16 protein-coding genes are annotated in these 17,200 nt (G+C 72.5%); 15 read left to right on the top strand and 1 reads right to left on the bottom strand.

The genetic code is table 11. The features are described 5' to 3' along the window. Positions 1-72: 72 nt before the first annotated feature. Positions 73-576 (bottom strand): transcriptional regulator, encoded by a 504-nt coding sequence (locus AB0442_RS38125; protein ID WP_014134541.1) that lies wholly within the window; start codon positions 574-576, stop codon positions 73-75. 361 nt (positions 577-937) lie between these two features. Here AB0442_RS38125 and pyrR point away from each other — a divergent pair, with 361 nt between their 5' ends. The 15 genes from pyrR to metK all read left to right on the top strand — a co-directional run bounded on the left by pyrR (position 938) and on the right by metK (position 17,095). Beyond that, positions 938-1,552, top strand: a complete 615-nt coding sequence (pyrR, locus tag AB0442_RS38120) for a bifunctional pyr operon transcriptional regulator/uracil phosphoribosyltransferase PyrR (RefSeq protein WP_344624218.1) — start codon at positions 938-940, stop codon at positions 1,550-1,552. Between the two features lie 5 nt (positions 1,553-1,557). Then, a complete protein-coding gene (locus AB0442_RS38115) occupies positions 1,558-2,535 on the top strand; it encodes an aspartate carbamoyltransferase catalytic subunit (RefSeq protein ID WP_366168122.1) in 978 nt (325 codons plus the stop codon). Further along, positions 2,532-3,836, top strand: a complete 1,305-nt coding sequence (locus AB0442_RS38110; RefSeq protein WP_363541729.1) for a dihydroorotase — start codon at positions 2,532-2,534, stop codon at positions 3,834-3,836. The genes AB0442_RS38115 and AB0442_RS38110 overlap by 4 nt, the downstream gene beginning before the upstream one ends. Next, on the top strand, positions 3,833-4,393 hold the full coding sequence (locus AB0442_RS38105) for a hypothetical protein (RefSeq protein WP_366168121.1): 561 nt from the start codon (positions 3,833-3,835) through the stop codon (positions 4,391-4,393). The genes AB0442_RS38110 and AB0442_RS38105 overlap by 4 nt, the downstream gene beginning before the upstream one ends. Continuing rightward, on the top strand, positions 4,390-5,565 hold the full coding sequence (gene carA / locus AB0442_RS38100; RefSeq protein WP_366168120.1) for a glutamine-hydrolyzing carbamoyl-phosphate synthase small subunit: 1,176 nt from the start codon (positions 4,390-4,392) through the stop codon (positions 5,563-5,565). The genes AB0442_RS38105 and carA overlap by 4 nt, the downstream gene beginning before the upstream one ends. Before the next feature lie 3 nt (positions 5,566-5,568). After that, complete coding sequence (carB, locus tag AB0442_RS38095; RefSeq protein ID WP_366168119.1) at positions 5,569-8,877, top strand: carbamoyl-phosphate synthase large subunit; 3,309 nt, start codon at positions 5,569-5,571, stop codon at positions 8,875-8,877. A gap of 71 nt (positions 8,878-8,948) precedes the next feature. Beyond that, complete coding sequence (locus AB0442_RS38090) at positions 8,949-10,046, top strand: quinone-dependent dihydroorotate dehydrogenase (protein ID WP_363541726.1); 1,098 nt, start codon at positions 8,949-8,951, stop codon at positions 10,044-10,046. Positions 10,047-10,208: 162 nt separating this feature from the next. Beyond that, positions 10,209-11,000, top strand: a complete 792-nt coding sequence (locus AB0442_RS38085; protein WP_366168118.1) for a dihydroorotate dehydrogenase electron transfer subunit — start codon at positions 10,209-10,211, stop codon at positions 10,998-11,000. Then, positions 11,000-11,953, top strand: a complete 954-nt coding sequence (locus AB0442_RS38080) for a dihydroorotate dehydrogenase (RefSeq protein WP_366168117.1) — start codon at positions 11,000-11,002, stop codon at positions 11,951-11,953. Before AB0442_RS38085 ends, AB0442_RS38080 begins: the two co-directional genes overlap by 1 nt. Positions 11,954-12,049: 96 nt before the next feature. Beyond that, on the top strand, positions 12,050-12,889 hold the full coding sequence (pyrF, locus tag AB0442_RS38075) for an orotidine-5'-phosphate decarboxylase (protein WP_366168116.1): 840 nt from the start codon (positions 12,050-12,052) through the stop codon (positions 12,887-12,889). Between the two features lie 233 nt (positions 12,890-13,122). Further along, on the top strand, positions 13,123-13,449 hold the full coding sequence (gene mihF / locus AB0442_RS38070) for an integration host factor, actinobacterial type (RefSeq protein WP_030268416.1): 327 nt from the start codon (positions 13,123-13,125) through the stop codon (positions 13,447-13,449). 49 nt (positions 13,450-13,498) lie between these two features. Next, positions 13,499-14,056 carry a guanylate kinase gene (gmk, locus tag AB0442_RS38065; RefSeq protein ID WP_344624228.1) on the top strand — a complete coding sequence of 186 codons (558 nt, stop codon included), beginning with the start codon at positions 13,499-13,501 and terminating at the stop codon, positions 14,054-14,056. Between the two features lie 70 nt (positions 14,057-14,126). Continuing rightward, a complete protein-coding gene (rpoZ, locus tag AB0442_RS38060) occupies positions 14,127-14,393 on the top strand; it encodes a DNA-directed RNA polymerase subunit omega (protein WP_030240625.1) in 267 nt (88 codons plus the stop codon). A gap of 143 nt (positions 14,394-14,536) precedes the next feature. Then, a complete protein-coding gene (gene coaBC / locus AB0442_RS38055) occupies positions 14,537-15,739 on the top strand; it encodes a bifunctional phosphopantothenoylcysteine decarboxylase/phosphopantothenate--cysteine ligase CoaBC (protein ID WP_366168115.1) in 1,203 nt (400 codons plus the stop codon). 147 nt (positions 15,740-15,886) lie between these two features. Then, on the top strand, positions 15,887-17,095 hold the full coding sequence (gene metK, locus AB0442_RS38050; RefSeq protein ID WP_366168114.1) for a methionine adenosyltransferase: 1,209 nt from the start codon (positions 15,887-15,889) through the stop codon (positions 17,093-17,095). Positions 17,096-17,200: the final 105 nt, after the last annotated feature.

The raw sequence follows: 17,200 nt of genomic DNA, 5'->3' as shown, positions 1-17,200 counted from the left end.
CGGGGGGGGGTGGGTGCCCACCGCCCCCCACCCCCCCGGCCGTGACGTTTCTGCAAAGGAGGGGAGAAGGGGTCAGCCCGCGTCTTCCTCGCGGACGGCGCGGCGCGCGTCCGGGTTCAGCACGCCCCAGCTGATCAGCTGCTCGGTGAGGATCGACGGCGACTGGTCGTAGATCACGGCCAGGGTGCGCAGGTCGTCCTGGCGGATCGAGAGCACCTTGCCGTTGTAGTCGCCGCGCTGGCTCTGGATGGTGGCCGCGTAGCGCTGCAGCGGGCCGGCCTTCTCCGACGGGACCTGGGTCAGTCTCTCCAGGTCGAGGACCAGGCGCGGCGGAGGCTCGGCCGCACCGCCGGGAGTGCCGCCGGGCAGCAGCTCCTGCACCGGCACGCCGTAGAACTCCGCCAGCTCGGCGAGGCGCTGCACGGTGACGGCACGGTCGCCGCGCTCGTAGGAGCCGACGACGACGGCCTTCCAGCGACCCTGGGACTTCTCCTCGACGCCGTGCAGGGAGAGCCCCTGCTGAGTGCGGATGGCCCGGAGCTTCGCCCCGAGTTGCTTCGCGTAGTCGCTGGACATTGATCTCCCCGGACAATATTGCTTCGCGTGCAGTGAAGAGCCACGAGAGCGCGGGTGGTGACCGCGGACCGTTCGTCCGAACCGGTGGGTACGGCGCCGGTCCCGTAACTCACTGTGAGGTTACGTAGAGTGAGGTAGTCGCGTCAAGCCGAATGGGGCAGTCGTGCGAATAGTGCGGCGGCAGGCCGCCGATCGGCCCCCGGGATGCGGGCTGACCTGCGGGGACGGCAAACGGAACGGCGCCCTCCCGGAGGGTGGGGGCCACACTGATAGCATGGGCGCGGCCCCGGTGCGCCGGGCGCCAATCCCAGACATCCTTTAAGACCCGTCCCGTGAGGCGGGGAAGGAGGTCCGCTTCGGCATGACCACAGACGGAACCACTGCGCCGCGTCCGCCCCACCAGGTGCTGGACGCCACCGACATCGCCCGGGTCGTCACCCGGATCGCCCACGAGATCGTGGAGCGTGCCAAGGGTGCCGAGGACGTCGTCCTGCTCGGCATCCACACCCGCGGTGTCCACCTCGCCCGCCGGCTGCACGCCCGGCTGACGCAGATCACCGGCCGCGACATCCCGCTCGGCACCCTGGACATCACGATGTACCGGGACGACCTGCGGCTGAAGCCGGCCCGCGCCCTGGAGCACACCGAGATCCCGGCCTCCGGCATCGACGGCAAGCTGGTCGTCCTCGTCGACGACGTGCTCTTCTCCGGCCGCACCATCCGCGCCGCGCTCGACGCCCTCAGCGACATCGGCCGCCCGCGCGCCGTCCAGCTCGCCGTCCTGGTCGACCGCGGCCACCGCGAGCTGCCCATCCGCGCCGACTACGTGGGCAAGAACCTGCCCACCTCGCTGCGCGAGGCCGTCCAGGTGCAGCTCGCCGACAGCGACGGCCGGGACGCCGTCCTCGTCGGCGACCGCGACTACACGGCCCGTTCCACCCAGGCGCTCGCCGCCGAACCGCACCTTCCGGAGTGACCCGCGTGAAGCGCCACCTCGTCTCCACCGCCGACCTCGCCCGCGACGACGCCCTGCTCATCCTGGACACCGCCGAGGAGCTCGCCCAGCTCTCCGGACGCGCCGTCAAGAAGCTGCCGACCCTGCGCGGCCGCACCGTCGTCAACCTCTTCTTCGAGGACTCGACCCGTACCAAGACCTCCTTCGAGGTCGCCGAGAAGCGGCTCTCCGCGGACGTCATCAACTTCTCCGCCAAGGGCTCCTCGGTCTCCAAGGGCGAGAGCCTCAAGGACACCGCGCTCACCCTCCAGGCCATGGGCGCCGACGCGGTCGTCATCCGGCACCACGCCTCCGGCGCGCCGGCCCGGCTCGCCCGGTCCGAGTGGCTGCACGGCAGCGTCATCAACGCCGGCGACGGCACCCACGAGCACCCCACCCAGGCCCTGCTCGACGCCTTCACCATGCGCCGCCACCTCAACCCCGGCCCCGGCCGGGACCTCGCCGGCCGCCGGGTCACCATCGTCGGCGACGTCCTGCACAGCCGGGTCGCCCGCTCCAACGTGCACCTGCTGACCACGCTCGGCGCCGAGGTCACCTTCGTCGCCCCGCCCACCCTGGTGCCGATCGGCATCGAGAACTGGCCCTGCCAGGTCAGCTACGACCTGGACGCGGTGCTGCCGAAGACCGACGCGCTGATGATGCTCCGCGTCCAGCGCGAGCGGATGAACGCCGCCTTCTTCCCCACCGAGCGCGAGTACTCCCGCCGCTACGGCATGGACGGCATCCGGATGGCGCAGCTCCCCGAGCACGCCATCGTGATGCACCCCGGCCCGATGGTCCGCGGCATGGAGATCACCGCCGAGGTCGCCGACTCGCCGCGCTGCACCGTGGTCGAGCAGGTCGCCAACGGCGTCTCCATCCGGATGGCCGTCCTCTACCTGCTGCTCGGCGGAGCCACCCTCGCCGACAGCCCCCGCACCGACTCCTCGGAGACCGCCCAGTGACCAGCTACCTGATCCGCAACGCCCAGATCCTCGGCGGTGCCCCCAAGGACATCCACATCGCCGACGGCGTCGTCCGGGAGATCGGCGAGGGCCTGACCGTCGAGGCGGACGTCGACATCGACGCCCACGGCCTGATCGCCCTGCCCGGCCTGGTCGACCTGCACACCCACCTGCGCGAGCCCGGCCGCGAGGACGCCGAGACCGTCCTCACCGGCACCCAGGCCGCCGCCAAGGGCGGCTACACCGCCGTCCACGCGATGGCCAACACCTTCCCCGTCGCCGACACCGCCGGCGTCGTCGAGCAGGTCTGGCGGCTCGGCCAGGAGTCCGGCTACTGCGACGTGCAGCCGGTCGGCGCCGTCACCGTCGGCCTGGAGGGCAAGAAGCTCGCCGAGCTCGGCGCCATGCACGACTCCGCGGCCGGGGTCCGGGTCTTCTCCGACGACGGCAAGTGCGTCGACGACGCGGTCATCATGCGCCGCGCCCTGGAGTACGTGAAGGCCTTCGACGGCGTCGTCGCCCAGCACGCCCAGGAGCCCCGCCTCACGGAGGGCGCCCAGATGAACGAGGGCCAGGTCTCCGGCGAGCTCGGGCTCGGTGGCTGGCCGGCCGTCGCCGAGGAGTCGATCATCGCCCGCGACGTGCTGCTCGCCGCGCACGTCGGCTCCCGCCTGCACGTCTGCCACGTCTCCACGGCCGGCTCGGTCGAGATCATCCGCTGGGCCAAGGCCAAGGGCTGGAACGTCACCGCCGAGGTCACCCCGCACCACCTGCTGCTCACCGACGAGCTGGTGCGCACCTACGACCCGGTCTACAAGGTCAACCCGCCGCTGCGCACCGCCGCCGACGTCGAGGCGCTGCGCGCCGCGCTCGCCGACGGCACCATCGACGCGGTCGCCACCGACCACGCCCCGCACCCCGCGGAGGACAAGGACTGCGAGTGGGCGGTCGCCGCGATGGGCATGGTCGGCCTGGAGACGGCGCTCTCGGTCGTCCAGCAGACGATGGTGGACACCGGCCTGCTGAACTGGGAGGCCGTCGCGGACCGCATGTCGTACCGCCCGGCGCGGATCGGCCGTCTCACCGGCCAGGGCCGCCCGATCTCGGTGGGTGAGCCGGCGAACCTGGTGCTCTTCGATCCCGCGTACCGTGGTGCCGTGGATCCCGAGAGCTTCGCCACCCGCAGCCGAAACACCCCCTACCGCGGCCTCGACCTGCCCGGACGCGTGCACGCGACCTTCCTGCGCGGCCGCGCGACCGTGCTGGCCGGCGAGCTGGCCGACCGGGACGGGCTGGCGTGACCGGCCTCGCCGCCGAGCAGGCCAGGGTCACCAACTGGCCCGGTTACATCGGCTGGACGGTCGGCCTGCTGATCCTGATCGCCCTGGTCTACTGGCTGATGCGGCAGGGCTGGAACTGGCGCCGGACGCTGCAGTCCGAGCTGCCGCCGCTGCCCGCGGCGCCCGCCGACCCCGGGGCGCCGCTGCTGCGGGCGAAGGGCCGCTACCACGGCTCCACCACGGCCGGGAACTGGCTGGACCGGGTCGTCGCGCACGGCCTCGGCACCCGCAGCCTGGCCGAGCTGACCCTGACCGAGCAGGGACTCCTGGTCCGCCGCCCCGGCGACGAGGACCTGTGGATCCCCGCCGCGGCGCTGACCGGCGCCCGGCGCGACTCGGGCATCGCGGGGAAGGTCGTCCCCGCCGGGCTGCTGGTCGTCACCTGGGACCACCGGGGCACCGCCCTGGACTCGGGCTTCCGGGCCGACCACCCCGACGAGCACACCGCCTGGGTCGAGGCGGTCGAGGCTCTGACCGAACGAACGAAGACGAAGAAGACGGAAGAGGCCGCCCCATGACCGCACCTGCCCCCACCACGCCTCGCACCAGGCGGGAGCGAGTGCCCGCCGTGCTCATCCTGGAGGACGGCCGGACGTTCCGCGGCCAGGCGTACGGCGCCGTCGGCGAGACCTTCGGCGAGGCGGTCTTCAACACCGGCATGTCCGGCTACCAGGAGACCCTGACCGACCCGTCGTACCACCGCCAGGTGGTCGTGATGACAGCCCCGCAGATCGGCAACACCGGCTGGAACGACGAGGACGACGAGTCCAAGCAGATCTGGGTCGCCGGGTACGTCGTCCGCGACCCCGCCCGGGTCGCCTCCAACTGGCGCTCCCGCCGCTCGCTGGACGAGGAGCTGGCCAGCCAGGGCGTCGTCGGCATCAGCGGCATCGACACCCGGGCGCTCACCCGCCACCTGCGCGAGCGCGGCGCGATGCGCGTCGGCATCTTCTCCGGCGAGGCCCTGGCCGACGAGCAGACCCTGCTCGCCCGGGTGCTGCAGGCGCCCGAGATGAAGGGCGCCGACCTGTGCGCCGAGGTCGCCACCACCGAGCCCTACGTCGTCCCGGCGATCGGCGGGAAGAGGTTCACCGTCGCCGCCCTGGACCTCGGCATCAAGGCGATGACCCCGCAGCGGATGGCCGAGCGCGGCATCGAGGTGCACGTGCTGCCGGCCAACGCCACGATCGAGGACGTCTACGCGGTCGCCCCCGACGGCGTGTTCTTCTCCAACGGCCCGGGCGACCCGGCCACCGCCGACCACCAGGTCGAGGTGGCGCGCGGCGTGCTGGAGCGGGGCACCCCGTTCTTCGGCATCTGCTTCGGCAACCAGATCCTCGGCCGCGCCCTGGGCTTCGGCACCTACAAGCTCAAGTACGGCCACCGCGGCATCAACCAGCCGGTGCAGGACCGCACCACCGGCAAGGTCGAGGTCACCGCGCACAACCACGGCTTCGCCGTGAACGCGCCGCTGGACCGGGTCAGCGACACCCCGTTCGGCCGCGTCGAGGTCTCCCACGTCTGCCTCAACGACGACGTGGTCGAGGGCCTCCAGTGCCTGGACACCCCCGCCTTCTCGGTGCAGTACCACCCGGAGGCGGCGGCCGGCCCGCACGACGCCGCGTACCTCTTCGACCGCTTCGTCAACCTGATGGCCGGCGCCCCGGCCCGTACCACCGCTGGGAGCTGACCCGTGCCGAAGCGCACCGACATCAAGTCCGTCCTGGTGATCGGCTCCGGCCCGATCGTCATCGGCCAGGCGGCGGAGTTCGACTACTCCGGCACCCAGGCCTGCCGCGTCCTCAAGTCCGAGGGCCTGCGCGTCGTCCTGGTCAACTCCAATCCGGCCACGATCATGACCGACCCGGAGATCGCCGACGCCACCTACGTCGAGCCGATCACCCCGGAGTTCGTCGAGAAGATCATCGCCAAGGAGCGCCCCGACGCGCTGCTGCCGACCCTCGGCGGCCAGACCGCGCTCAACACCGCCATCTCCCTGCACCAGGCGGGCACCCTCGACAAGTACGGCGTCGAGCTGATCGGCGCCGACGTCGAGGCGATCAACAAGGGCGAGGACCGCGACCTCTTCAAGGGCGTCGTCGAGGCCGTCAACGCCAAGATCGGCCACGGCGAGTCCGCCCGCTCGGTGATCTGCCACTCGATGGACGACGTCCTCAAGGGCGTCGAGACCCTCGGCGGCTACCCCGTCGTCGTCCGCCCCTCGTTCACCATGGGCGGCGCCGGCTCCGGCTTCGCCCACGACGAGGAGGACCTGCGCCGCATCGCCGGCCAGGGCCTCGCCCTCTCGCCGACCACCGAGGTGCTCCTGGAGGAGTCCATCCTCGGCTGGAAGGAGTACGAGCTGGAGCTGATGCGCGACAAGCACGACAACGTCGTGGTCGTCTGCTCCATCGAGAACTTCGACCCGATGGGCGTCCACACCGGCGACTCCATCACCGTCGCCCCGGCGATGACCCTCACCGACCGCGAGTACCAGATCCTCCGCGACATCGGCATCGCCGTCATCCGCGAGGTCGGCGTCGACACCGGCGGCTGCAACATCCAGTTCGCCGTCAACCCCGAGGACGGCCGGGTCATCGTCATCGAGATGAACCCGCGCGTCTCCCGCTCCTCGGCGCTCGCCTCCAAGGCCACCGGCTTCCCGATCGCCAAGATCGCCGCCAAGCTGGCCGTCGGCTACACCCTGGACGAGATCCCCAACGACATCACCGAGCAGACCCCGGCCTCCTTCGAGCCGACGCTCGACTACGTCGTCGTCAAGGTCCCGCGCTTCGCCTTCGAGAAGTTCCCGTCCGCCGACGCCACCCTCACCACCACCATGAAGTCGGTCGGCGAGGCCATGGCGATGGGCCGCAACTTCCCCGAGGCGCTCAACAAGGCGCTGCGCTCGCTGGAGAAGAAGGGCAGCCAGTTCTCCTGGGCCGGCCCCCTCGGCGACAAGGCCGAGCTGCTCGCCAAGGCGGTCGTCCCCACCGACGGCCGGATCAACACCGTCATGGAGGCGATCCGGGCCGGTGCCACCCCGGATGAGGTGTTCGAGTCCACGAAGATCGACCCGTGGTTCGTCGACCAGCTCTTCCTGCTCGACGAGATCGCCGGCGAGCTCGCCGAGGCCGAGAAGCTCACCCCCGAGCTGCTCCGCCACGCCAAGCGGCACGGCTTCTCCGACCAGCAGATCGGCGAGATCCGCGGCCTGCGCCCGGACGTCGTCCGCGAGGTCCGGCACGCCCTCGGCATCCGTCCGGTCTTCAAGACCGTCGACACCTGCGCCGCCGAGTTCGCCGCCAGGACCCCGTACTTCTACTCGTCCTACGACGAGGAGACCGAGGTCGCCCCGCGCACCAAGCCCGCGGTGATCATCCTCGGCTCCGGCCCGAACCGCATCGGCCAGGGCATCGAGTTCGACTACTCCTGCGTGCACGCCTCCTTCGCGCTCGCCGAGGCCGGGTACGAGACCGTGATGGTCAACTGCAACCCGGAGACCGTCTCCACCGACTACGACACCTCCGACCGGCTCTACTTCGAGCCGCTCACCCTGGAGGACGTCCTGGAGATCGTCCACGCCGAGCAGCAGGCCGGCCCGCTCGCCGGCGTGATCGTGCAGCTCGGCGGCCAGACCCCGCTCGGCCTCGCCCAGGCGCTCAAGGACAACGGCGTGCCGATCGTCGGCACCCAGCCCGAGGCGATCGACCTCGCCGAGGAGCGCGGCGCCTTCGGCCGCGTGCTGCGCGACGCCGGACTGCCCGCCCCCAAGCACGGCACCGCGTTCTCCTTCGACGAGGCCAAGGCCATCGCCGACGAGATCGGCTACCCCGTGCTCGCCCGCCCGAGCTACGTGCTCGGCGGCCGCGGCATGGAGATCGTCTACGACGAGGCCTCGCTCGCCTCCTACCTGGAGCGCCACGCCGGCCTGATCTCCGAGCACCCGGTGCTCATCGACCGCTTCCTCGACGACGCGGTGGAGATCGACGTCGACGCCCTCTACGACGGCACCGAGCTCTACCTCGGCGGCGTCATGGAGCACATCGAGGAGGCCGGCATCCACTCCGGCGACTCCGCCTGCGCGCTGCCCCCGATCACCCTCGGCGGCTACGACATCAAGCGCCTGCGCACCTCCACCGAGGCGATCGCCCGCGGCGTCGGCGTCCGCGGCCTGATCAACATCCAGTTCGCGCTGGCCGGCGACATCCTCTACGTGCTGGAGGCCAACCCGCGCGCCTCCCGCACCGTGCCGTTCACCTCCAAGGCGACCGCCGTGCCGCTGGCCAAGGCCGCCGCCCGGATCTCGCTCGGCGCCACCATCGCCGAGCTCCGCCAGGAGGGCCTGCTGCCGGCCGAGGGCGACGGCGGCACGCTGCCCGCCGACTGCCCGATCTCCGTCAAGGAGGCCGTGCTGCCCTGGTCGCGCTTCCGCGACGTGGCCGGCCGCGGCGTCGACACCGTGCTCGGCCCCGAGATGCGCTCCACCGGCGAGGTCATGGGCATCGACCGGGTCTTCGGCACCGCCTACGCCAAGTCCCAGGCCGGCGCGTACGGCGCCCTGCCCACCAAGGGCAAGGTGTTCGTCTCGGTCGCCAACCGCGACAAGCGCAACCTGGTCTTCCCGGCCCGCGCGCTCGTCGAGCTCGGCTTCGAACTGCTCGCCACCACCGGCACCGCCGAGGTGCTGCAGCGCGGCGGCATCCCCGCCACCGTGGTGCGCAAGCACAGCGAGGGCGAGGGCCCGAGCGGCGAGAAGACCATCGTCCAGCTGATCCACGAGGGCGCGGTCGACCTGATCATCAACACCCCGTACGGCACCGGCGGCCGCCTCGACGGCTACGAGATCCGCACCGCCGCCGTCTCGCGCGGCGTCCCCTGCCTGACCACCGTCCAGGCGATGGGTGCGGCCGTCCAGGGCATCGACGCGCTGCACCGCGGCGACGTCGGCGTCATGTCGCTCCAGGAGCACGCGGCCCTGATCAACGCCGGCCGCAAGTAGTCCGACCACCGTGGGGGGCACCGGAGACCTTGGTGCCCCCCACAGCCTTGCTCACGCTCAGGAAGGGCGCTGTGTACAAGCTCCTGTTCGACCTGGTCTTCAAGAAGATGGACCCGGAGAAGGCCCACCACCTCGCCTTCTTCTGGATCCGGCTGGCCGCCTCCGTCCCGGGCCTCCGGCAGCTCGTGAAGGCCGTCCTCGCCCCGCGCGACCCCGCGCTGCGCACCACCGCGCTCGGCCTGGACCTGCCCGGCCCGTTCGGCCTCGGCGCCGGCTTCGACAAGGACGGCATCGGCATCGACGGCCTGTCGATGCTCGGCTTCGACTTCGTCGAGATCGGCACCGTCACCGGTGAGCCGCAGCCCGGCAACCCCGCCCCGCGGCTGTTCCGGCTGATCGAGGACCGCGCCCTGATCAACCGGATGGGCTTCAACAACCAGGGCTCCGCCCGGGTCGCCGCCCGCCTCACCGGCCGGATCCGCGCCACCGGCACCCCGATCGTCGGCATCAACATCGGCAAGACCAAGGTCGTCGAGGAGGCCGACGCCACCGAGGACTACCTGAAGTCCACCCGGCGCCTCGCCCCGCACGCCGACTACCTGGTCGTCAACGTCTCCTCGCCGAACACCCCCGGCCTGCGGAACCTGCAGGCCGTGCAGATCCTCGGCCCGCTGCTGTGGGACGTCCGCAAGGCCGCCGACGAGGTCACCCCGCACCACGTCCCGCTGCTGGTGAAGATCGCCCCCGACCTCGCCGACGAGGACATCGACGAGATCGCCGACATGGCCCTCACCCTCGGCCTGGACGGCATCATCGCCACCAACACCACCATCGGCCGCGAGGGGCTCGCCACCGACGCCGCCCGGGTCGAGGAGATCGGCATGGGCGGGCTCTCCGGCGCGCCGCTCAAGGCCCGCTCGCTGGAGGTGCTGCAGCGGCTGCGCGCCCGCACCGAGGGCCGCCTGGCGATCATCTCGGTCGGCGGCATCGAGACGGCCGAGGACGCCTGGCAGCGGATCGTGCACGGCGCCGACCTGGTGCAGGGCTACAGCGCCTTCGTCTACGAGGGGCCGTTCTGGATGCGGCGGGTCCACAAGGGCCTCTCCGCGCGCCTGAGGGCCTCCGGGCACCGGACGATCGCCGACGCCGTCGGCACCGCCAAGGCGTAGCGCCCGCGCCCCCGGGCGCACCGCCAGGGGCGCGGGGAACGGGACGGGGCGGGAGGATCGTGGCGTGACCTGCGGGCCTCCCGGCGAGTTGCAGGTGTGGACGCGGGACTCCGGGCGCGGACGTGCGCCGGGGCGTCCCGGATCGATCGAGAGGTGTCGGACATGGCCCATCCGGTGCGGTGGCGGGCGGAGGTGTACGGGTGCACGGCGGAGGGCGCGTACCACCGCCTGGTGCTGGAGGTGCCCGAGGCCGCGTCCCGCGCCCGGCCGGGCCACTTCGCCTCGCTGGCCGGCGACCACGCGGTGGTCCGCGAGGCCGTCCCGATCGCCCGGGCCGACGCCTCCGCCGGCACCCTGGAGCTGCTGGTCGCCGACGGCCCCCGCAGCGGGCCGCTCGACCTGATCGCCCCGCTCGGCACGCCCTTCCCCGTCCCCGACGCACCCGTGAAGGCGCTGCTGGTCGGCCACGGCCAGCACGCCGCCCCGCTGCCTGCCCTCGGCGAGCAGCTCACCGCCCGCGGCGGCCAGCTCGGCTACCTGCTGGGCGCGCCGACCGCCGCCGCCCTGCACGGCGTCGACCGGGCCCGGGCGCTCACCCAGGACGTGCTGGTGGTGACCGAGGACGGCTCGGCCGGCCTCACCGGCCTGGTCAGCGACCCGGTCGCGCAGGCCGCCCGGGCGATCGACGCCTCGGTGGTCTACGCGGCCGGCCCGCCCGACGTCCTCGCACTGACCGCCGCGGCCGTCGCCGACCTCGGCATCCGCTGCTGGGCGCTGCTCGCCACCGACCTGCCCTGCGGCACCGGGCTGTGCGCGGCGTGCGTCGTCCCGGTGGTCGGCGCCGACGGCGTCAGCCGGTTCGCCCGGGTCTGCACGGAGGGCCCGGTGTTCGACGCCACGCGGGTCCGCTGGGCGGACATCGGGGCGGTGCCGGCCGATCTGGAGGGGGCCTGATGGACCCGCAGGACGTCGACCTCACCGCGCCCTTCGGCCCGCTGACCCTGCCGAACCCGCTCACCACCGCGGCCGGCTGCGCCGGTCCCGTCCGCGAGCTCGCCAAGTTCGTCCCGCTGGACGCGCTGGGCTCGGTCACCACCCGGACGATCATGCCGCGGCCGCGGGCCGGCCACCCCACGCCGCGGGCCGCCGCCACCCCGGCCGGGCTGCTCACCGGGCTCGGCCTGCCCGGACCCGGCATCGACGCCTTCGTCGAGAAGGAGCTGCCCTGGCTGGCGGAGCGCGGCGCCCGGGTGGTGGTGTCGATCGCGGGGGAGCGGATCGAGGAGTTCGCCGCCCTGGCGGCCCGGCTCGGCGGACTGCCCGGCGTGGTCGGCCTGGAACTGAACATCGGCGGCCCCAGCCACGCCGACCTCGGCCTGGTCTTCGCCGCGAACCCGGCGATCTCCTACGACCTCGTCCGGGCGGTGCGCCGGGCGGCCCCCGCCGACCTGCCGGTCTACGCGAAGCTGGCGCCCGACGTGCTGTCGATCACCGACATCGCGGCGGCCTGCGTCCGGGCCGGCGCGGACGGCCTCTCCATGATCAACACCGTGCCCGGGATGGACATCGACCCGGACACCCTGCGCCCCTCGCTCGCCGCCGGGCCCGGCGGGCTCTCCGGACCGGCCGTGCGGCCGGTGGCGTTGCGCTGCGTGCACCTGGTGCACGCGGCGATGCTGGCCGGACGCCTGCCCACCGTGCCGATCCTCGGCATGGGCGGGATCACCGACGGCCGGGACGCGCTGGCCTTCGCCGCGGCCGGCGCCGGCGGCGTCGCGGTCGGCTCCGCCCTGCTGCACGACCCCACGGCCCCGCTGCGCATCCTCGACGAACTGCGCACCGAGCTCGCCTCCCGCGGCCTCGCCGCCTTCACCGACGCCGTCGGCCTGGCCCACCGCCGCGACTGACCCCCACCCCGACCCGGCACCACCCCTGCACACCCCGCACGCCCTTTACGACCCGCACGAGACCCGTACGACGACCCCGACGACCGGAGGACACCCATGACCACCCTCGCCCCGTTCGGCGCCCGCCTGCGCCACGCCCTCGACACCCGCGGCCAGCTCTGCGTCGGCATCGACCCGCACGCCTCGCTGCTCGCCGCCTGGGGCCTCGGCGACGACGTCGCGGGTCTGGAGTCCTTCTCCCGCACCGTGGTGGAGGCGCTGGCCGACCGGGTCGCCGTGCTCAAGCCGCAGGCCGCCTTCTTCGAGCGCTTCGGCTCGAAGGGCATCGCCGTCCTGGAGCGCTGCACGGCCGACGCCCGGGCCGCCGGTGCACTGGTCGTGATGGACGCCAAGCGCGGCGACATCGGCTCGACCATGGCCGCCTACGCGGAGACCTTCCTCGCGCCGGGCAGCCCGCTGTTCTCGGACGCGCTCACCGTCAGCCCGTACCTGGGCTTCGGTTCGCTGCAGCCCGCGGTGGACCTGGCCCGCGCCAACGGCTGCGGCCTGTTCGCGCTGGCGCTGACCTCCAACCCGGAGGGGGCCGAGGTGCAGCGCGCCGTCGCCGCGGACGGCGAGAGCGTGGCGCAGGGCGTGCTGCGCCGGCTCGCGGCGGAGAACGCCGGCGCCGAGCCGCTCGGCTCCTTCGGCGCGGTGGTCGGCGCGACCCTCTCCGAGGCGGGCGCGGACCTCGCGATCAACGGCCCGCTGCTCGCCCCCGGCGTGGGTGCGCAGGGCGCCACCGCGGCCGATCTGCCGAGGGTCTTCGGCGACTCCGTGCGCAACGTCGTGCCGAGCGTCAGCCGCGACGTGCTGAAGCACGGACCGTCGGTCGCGGCACTCCGAGAGGCGGCGGAACGATTCGCCCGAGATGTGAGCGGCGTCACAAAGGGCTGATCAACCGTCGCTGAGAGCGGTTGATTTGCCCGGAAAAGTCCTGTGTCTGCCCCGGCTGACCAGGACTTTTCGTGTTCTTTTCCTGACGTGGCGGCCTAAGTTGGGTAGTGTCCGGCGGTAGGTCACCGGAAGGCGGCGGAATTCCGCCGCCGCGCAGGTCAGAGCCTGCTCTCCGGAGGCCGGGCACCACCAGTCATAGCTCATCCCTTCCATCCATACCTGAGGTGAACGGCGTGGCTCTTCCGCCCCTTACCCCCGAACAGCGCGCCGCTGCGCTCGCCAAGGCCGCCGAAGCTCGGCGGAAGCGCGCCGACGTGAAGAACAAGCTCAAGCACTCCGGTGCGTCGCTGCACGACGTGATCAAGGCCGGCAAGGCGGACGACGAGGTCATCGGCAAGATGAAGGTCTCCGCCCTGCTCGAGAGCCTGCCCGGCGTCGGCAAGGTGCGCGCCAAGCAGATCATGGAGCGCCTCGGCATCTCCGAGAGCCGTCGTGTGCGCGGTCTCGGTACCAACCAGATCGCCTCCCTGGAGCGGGAGTTCGGCGGCGCGGCCACCTGAGCCGAGCCCCCTGGTCCCCGGACGGTCCGCGATCCGGGATAATCGGTGCATGAGTGAGCGTCCGCGGCTGACCGTGCTCTCCGGCCCCTCCGGGGTCGGCAAGAGCACGGTCGTCGCTCATATGAGGAAGATGCACCCCGAGGTCTGGCTCTCGGTGTCGGCGACGACCCGCCACCCGAGGCCGGGCGAGAAGGACGGGGTCCAGTACCACTTCGTCGACAACGACCAGTTCGACAAGCTGATCGCCAACGGCGAGCTGCTGGAGTGGGCCGTGTTCGCCGGCAACCGCTACGGCACCCCCCGGCAGGCGGTCCAGGACCGGCTCGACCGCGGCGAGCCCGTCCTGCTGGAGATCGACCTGCAGGGCGCCCGGCAGGTGCGCGAGTCGATGCCCGAGGCCCAGCTGGTCTTCCTGGCCCCGCCGAGCTGGGACGAGCTGGTCCGCCGCCTCACCGGCCGCGGCACCGAGCCCCAGCACGTGATCGACCAGCGGCTCGACGCGGCCAAGGTCGAGCTGGCGGCCGAGACCGAGTTCGACACGACCCTTGTCAACACCTCCGTCGAGCAGGTAGCGGCCGAACTGCTAGCCTTGCTCGGTGTAGTCTGACCCGATCGGCTCGTCGAGCCGCTCGTCAGACTGTGTGAGACCGACAAATCCACTTTCGGAAGGTTTTCGCGTGTCCTCTTCGATGACCGCGCCCGAGGGCATCATCAACCCGCCGATCGACGAGCTCCTCGAGGCGACGGACTCCAAGTACAGCCTCGTGATCTACGCCGCCAAGCGCGCCCGCCAGATCAACGCGTACTACTCCCAGCTGGGCGAGGGCCTGCTGGAGTACGTCGGCCCGCTGGTCGACACCCACGTGCACGAGAAGCCGCTGTCGATCGCGCTGCGCGAGATCAACGCCGGCATGCTCACCGCCGAGGCGATCGAGGCCGCCTGAGCCTCCCCCTGCGCAAGGGCCCGCCGGACGTGTTCCGGCGGGCCCTTCGCTGTGCTCCGGGTCATGGTGCACCGGCCGTCTGATGCGCCGTAGGGTGAGGGCGAGCCCCACCCGGGCGAGGCCGGACAAGGAGATCCACCCCCATGAACGCACCGCGCGTCGTCCTCGGCGTCAGCGGCGGCATCGCCGCCTACAAGGCCTGCGAGCTGCTGCGACGGTTCACCGAGTCCGGCCACCAGGTCACCGTGGTGCCGACCGAGGCCGCCCTGCACTTCGTCGGCGAGGCCACCTGGGCCGCGCTCTCCGGCCGCCCGGCCGCCACCGAGACCTGGGAGAGCGTGCACGAGGTGCCGCACGTGCGGATCGGCCAGAACGCCGACCTCGTCGTCGTCGCCCCCGCCACCGCAGACCTGCTCGCCAAGGCCGCCCACGGCCTGGCCGACGACCTGCTCACCAACACGCTGCTCACCGCCCGCTGCCCGGTGGTGCTCGCCCCCGCGATGCACACCGAGATGTGGGAGCACCCCGCCACCCAGGAGAACGTCGCCACGCTGCGCCGCCGCGGCGCCGTGGTGCTGGAGCCCGCCGTCGGCCGGCTCACCGGCAAGGACACCGGCAAGGGCCGGCTGCCCGAGCCCTCCGAGATCTTCGAGGCCTGCCGCCGGGTGCTCGCCCGCGGCGCCGCCGAGCAGGACCTGGCCGGCCGGCACGTGGTGGTCTCCGCCGGCGGCACCCGCGAGCCGCTCGACCCGGTGCGCTTCCTCGGCAACCGCTCCTCCGGCAAGCAGGGCTACGCGCTGGCCGCGACCGCCGCCGCCCGCGGCGCCCGGGTCACCCTGCTCTCCGCCAACGTCGAGCTGCCCGACCCCGCGGGCGTGGACGTCGTCCGGGTGTCCACCGCGCTGCAGCTGCGCGAGGCCGCGCACAAGGCCGTCCTGGACGCCGACGCCGTGGTGATGGCCGCCGCGGTCGCCGACTTCCGCCCGGCCGAGTACGCCACCGGCAAGATCAAGAAGGTGGAGGGCGTCGAACCGGCCCCGGTCGTGCTCGTGCGCAACCCCGACATCCTCGCCGAGCTCTCCGCCGAGCGGGCCCGCCCCGGACAGCTGGTGGTCGGCTTCGCCGCCGAGACCGACGACGTGCTCGCCAACGGCCGGGCCAAGCTCGCCCGCAAGGGCTGCGACCTCCTCGTGGTCAACGAGGTCGGCGACGGCAAGGCGTTCGGCCAGGACACCAACGCGGCCACCGTCCTCGCCGCCGACGGCGGCGAGACCCAGGTGCCGCACGGCCCCAAGGAGGTCCTCGCGGACGCCGTCTGGGACGCCGTGGCCGCCCGTCTCGGCTGATCGGGCGGGGCGACGGTCACACGACTGCCGCACAAGGGGAGTGCCCGCCGAGGGTGCTCCCCCGTTACACTCCAGGAATCAAGTCTTTCCGGATGCCCCGAAGACCGGGGCATTCAGTCAGCAGCCGCTGCAACCCCAGGGAGCGCTGTGTCTCGCCGCCTGTTCACCTCGGAGTCCGTCACCGAGGGACACCCCGACAAGATCGCTGACCAGATCAGCGACACCATCCTGGACGCCCTCCTCAAGGAGGACCCGGCCTCGCGCGTCGCCGTGGAGACCCTGATCACCACCGGCCTGGTGCACATCGCCGGCGAGGTCACCACCAAGGCCTACGTGCCGATCGCGCAGCTCGTCCGGGACAAGATCCTCGAGATCGGCTACGACAGCTCGAAGAAGGGCTTCGACGGCGCCTCCTGCGGCGTCTCGGTCTCGATCGGCTCGCAGTCCCCGGACATCGCCCAGGGTGTCGACACCGCGCACGAGCACCGCGTCGAGGGCGAGGACGACGAGCTCGACAAGCAGGGCGCCGGCGACCAGGGCCTGATGTTCGGCTACGCGTGCGACGACACGCCGGAGCTGATGCCGCTGCCGATCACCCTCGCGCACCGGCTCTCCCGCCGCCTGTCCGAGGTCCGCAAGAACGGGACCATCCCGTACCTGCGCCCCGACGGCAAGACCCAGGTCACCATCGAGTACGACGGCGACAAGGCCGTCCGCCTCGACACCGTCGTGGTCTCCTCGCAGCACGCGAGCGACATCGACCTGGAGTCGCTGCTCACCCCGGACATCCGCGAGTTCGTCGTGGAGCCGGAGCTGAAGGCGCTCGCCGACGAGGGCATCAAGCTCGTCACCGAGGGCTACCGCCTGCTGGTCAACCCGACCGGCCGCTTCGAGATCGGCGGCCCGATGGGCGACGCCGGCCTCACCGGCCGCAAGATCATCATCGACACCTACGGCGGCTACGCCCGCCACGGCGGCGGCGCCTTCTCGGGCAAGGACCCGTCCAAGGTCGACCGCTCCGCCGCGTACGCGATGCGCTGGGTGGCGAAGAACATCGTCGCCGCGGGCCTCGCCCGCCGCGCCGAGGTGCAGGTCGCGTACGCGATCGGCAAGGCCGAGCCGGTCGGCCTGTTCGTCGAGACCTTCGGCACCGAGACCGTCCCCGTCCTGGACATCCAGAGGGCCGTCACCGAGGTCTTCGACCTCCGCCCGGCCGCGATCATCCGCGACCTGGACCTGCTGCGCCCGATCTACGCCCAGACCGCCGCGTACGGCCACTTCGGCCGTGAGCTGCCGGACTTCACCTGGGAGCGCACCGACCGCGTCGAGGAGCTGAAGAAGGCCGTCAGCGCCTGACCCACCTGCCCCGGCAGTCCGCAGGCGGCGGGGCCCCCCCCCCGGGGGGGGGGCCCCGCCCGTGCGGTTGGCGCCGGGGGATGATTTGGAATATGCGGAGATCAA

Origin of the sequence: Kitasatospora sp. NPDC085895, assembly GCF_040702125.1 — a bacterium.
Lineage (GTDB): Bacteria > Actinomycetota > Actinomycetes > Streptomycetales > Streptomycetaceae > Kitasatospora > Kitasatospora arboriphila.
This window is presented reverse-complemented; position numbering and strand designations above follow the sequence as displayed.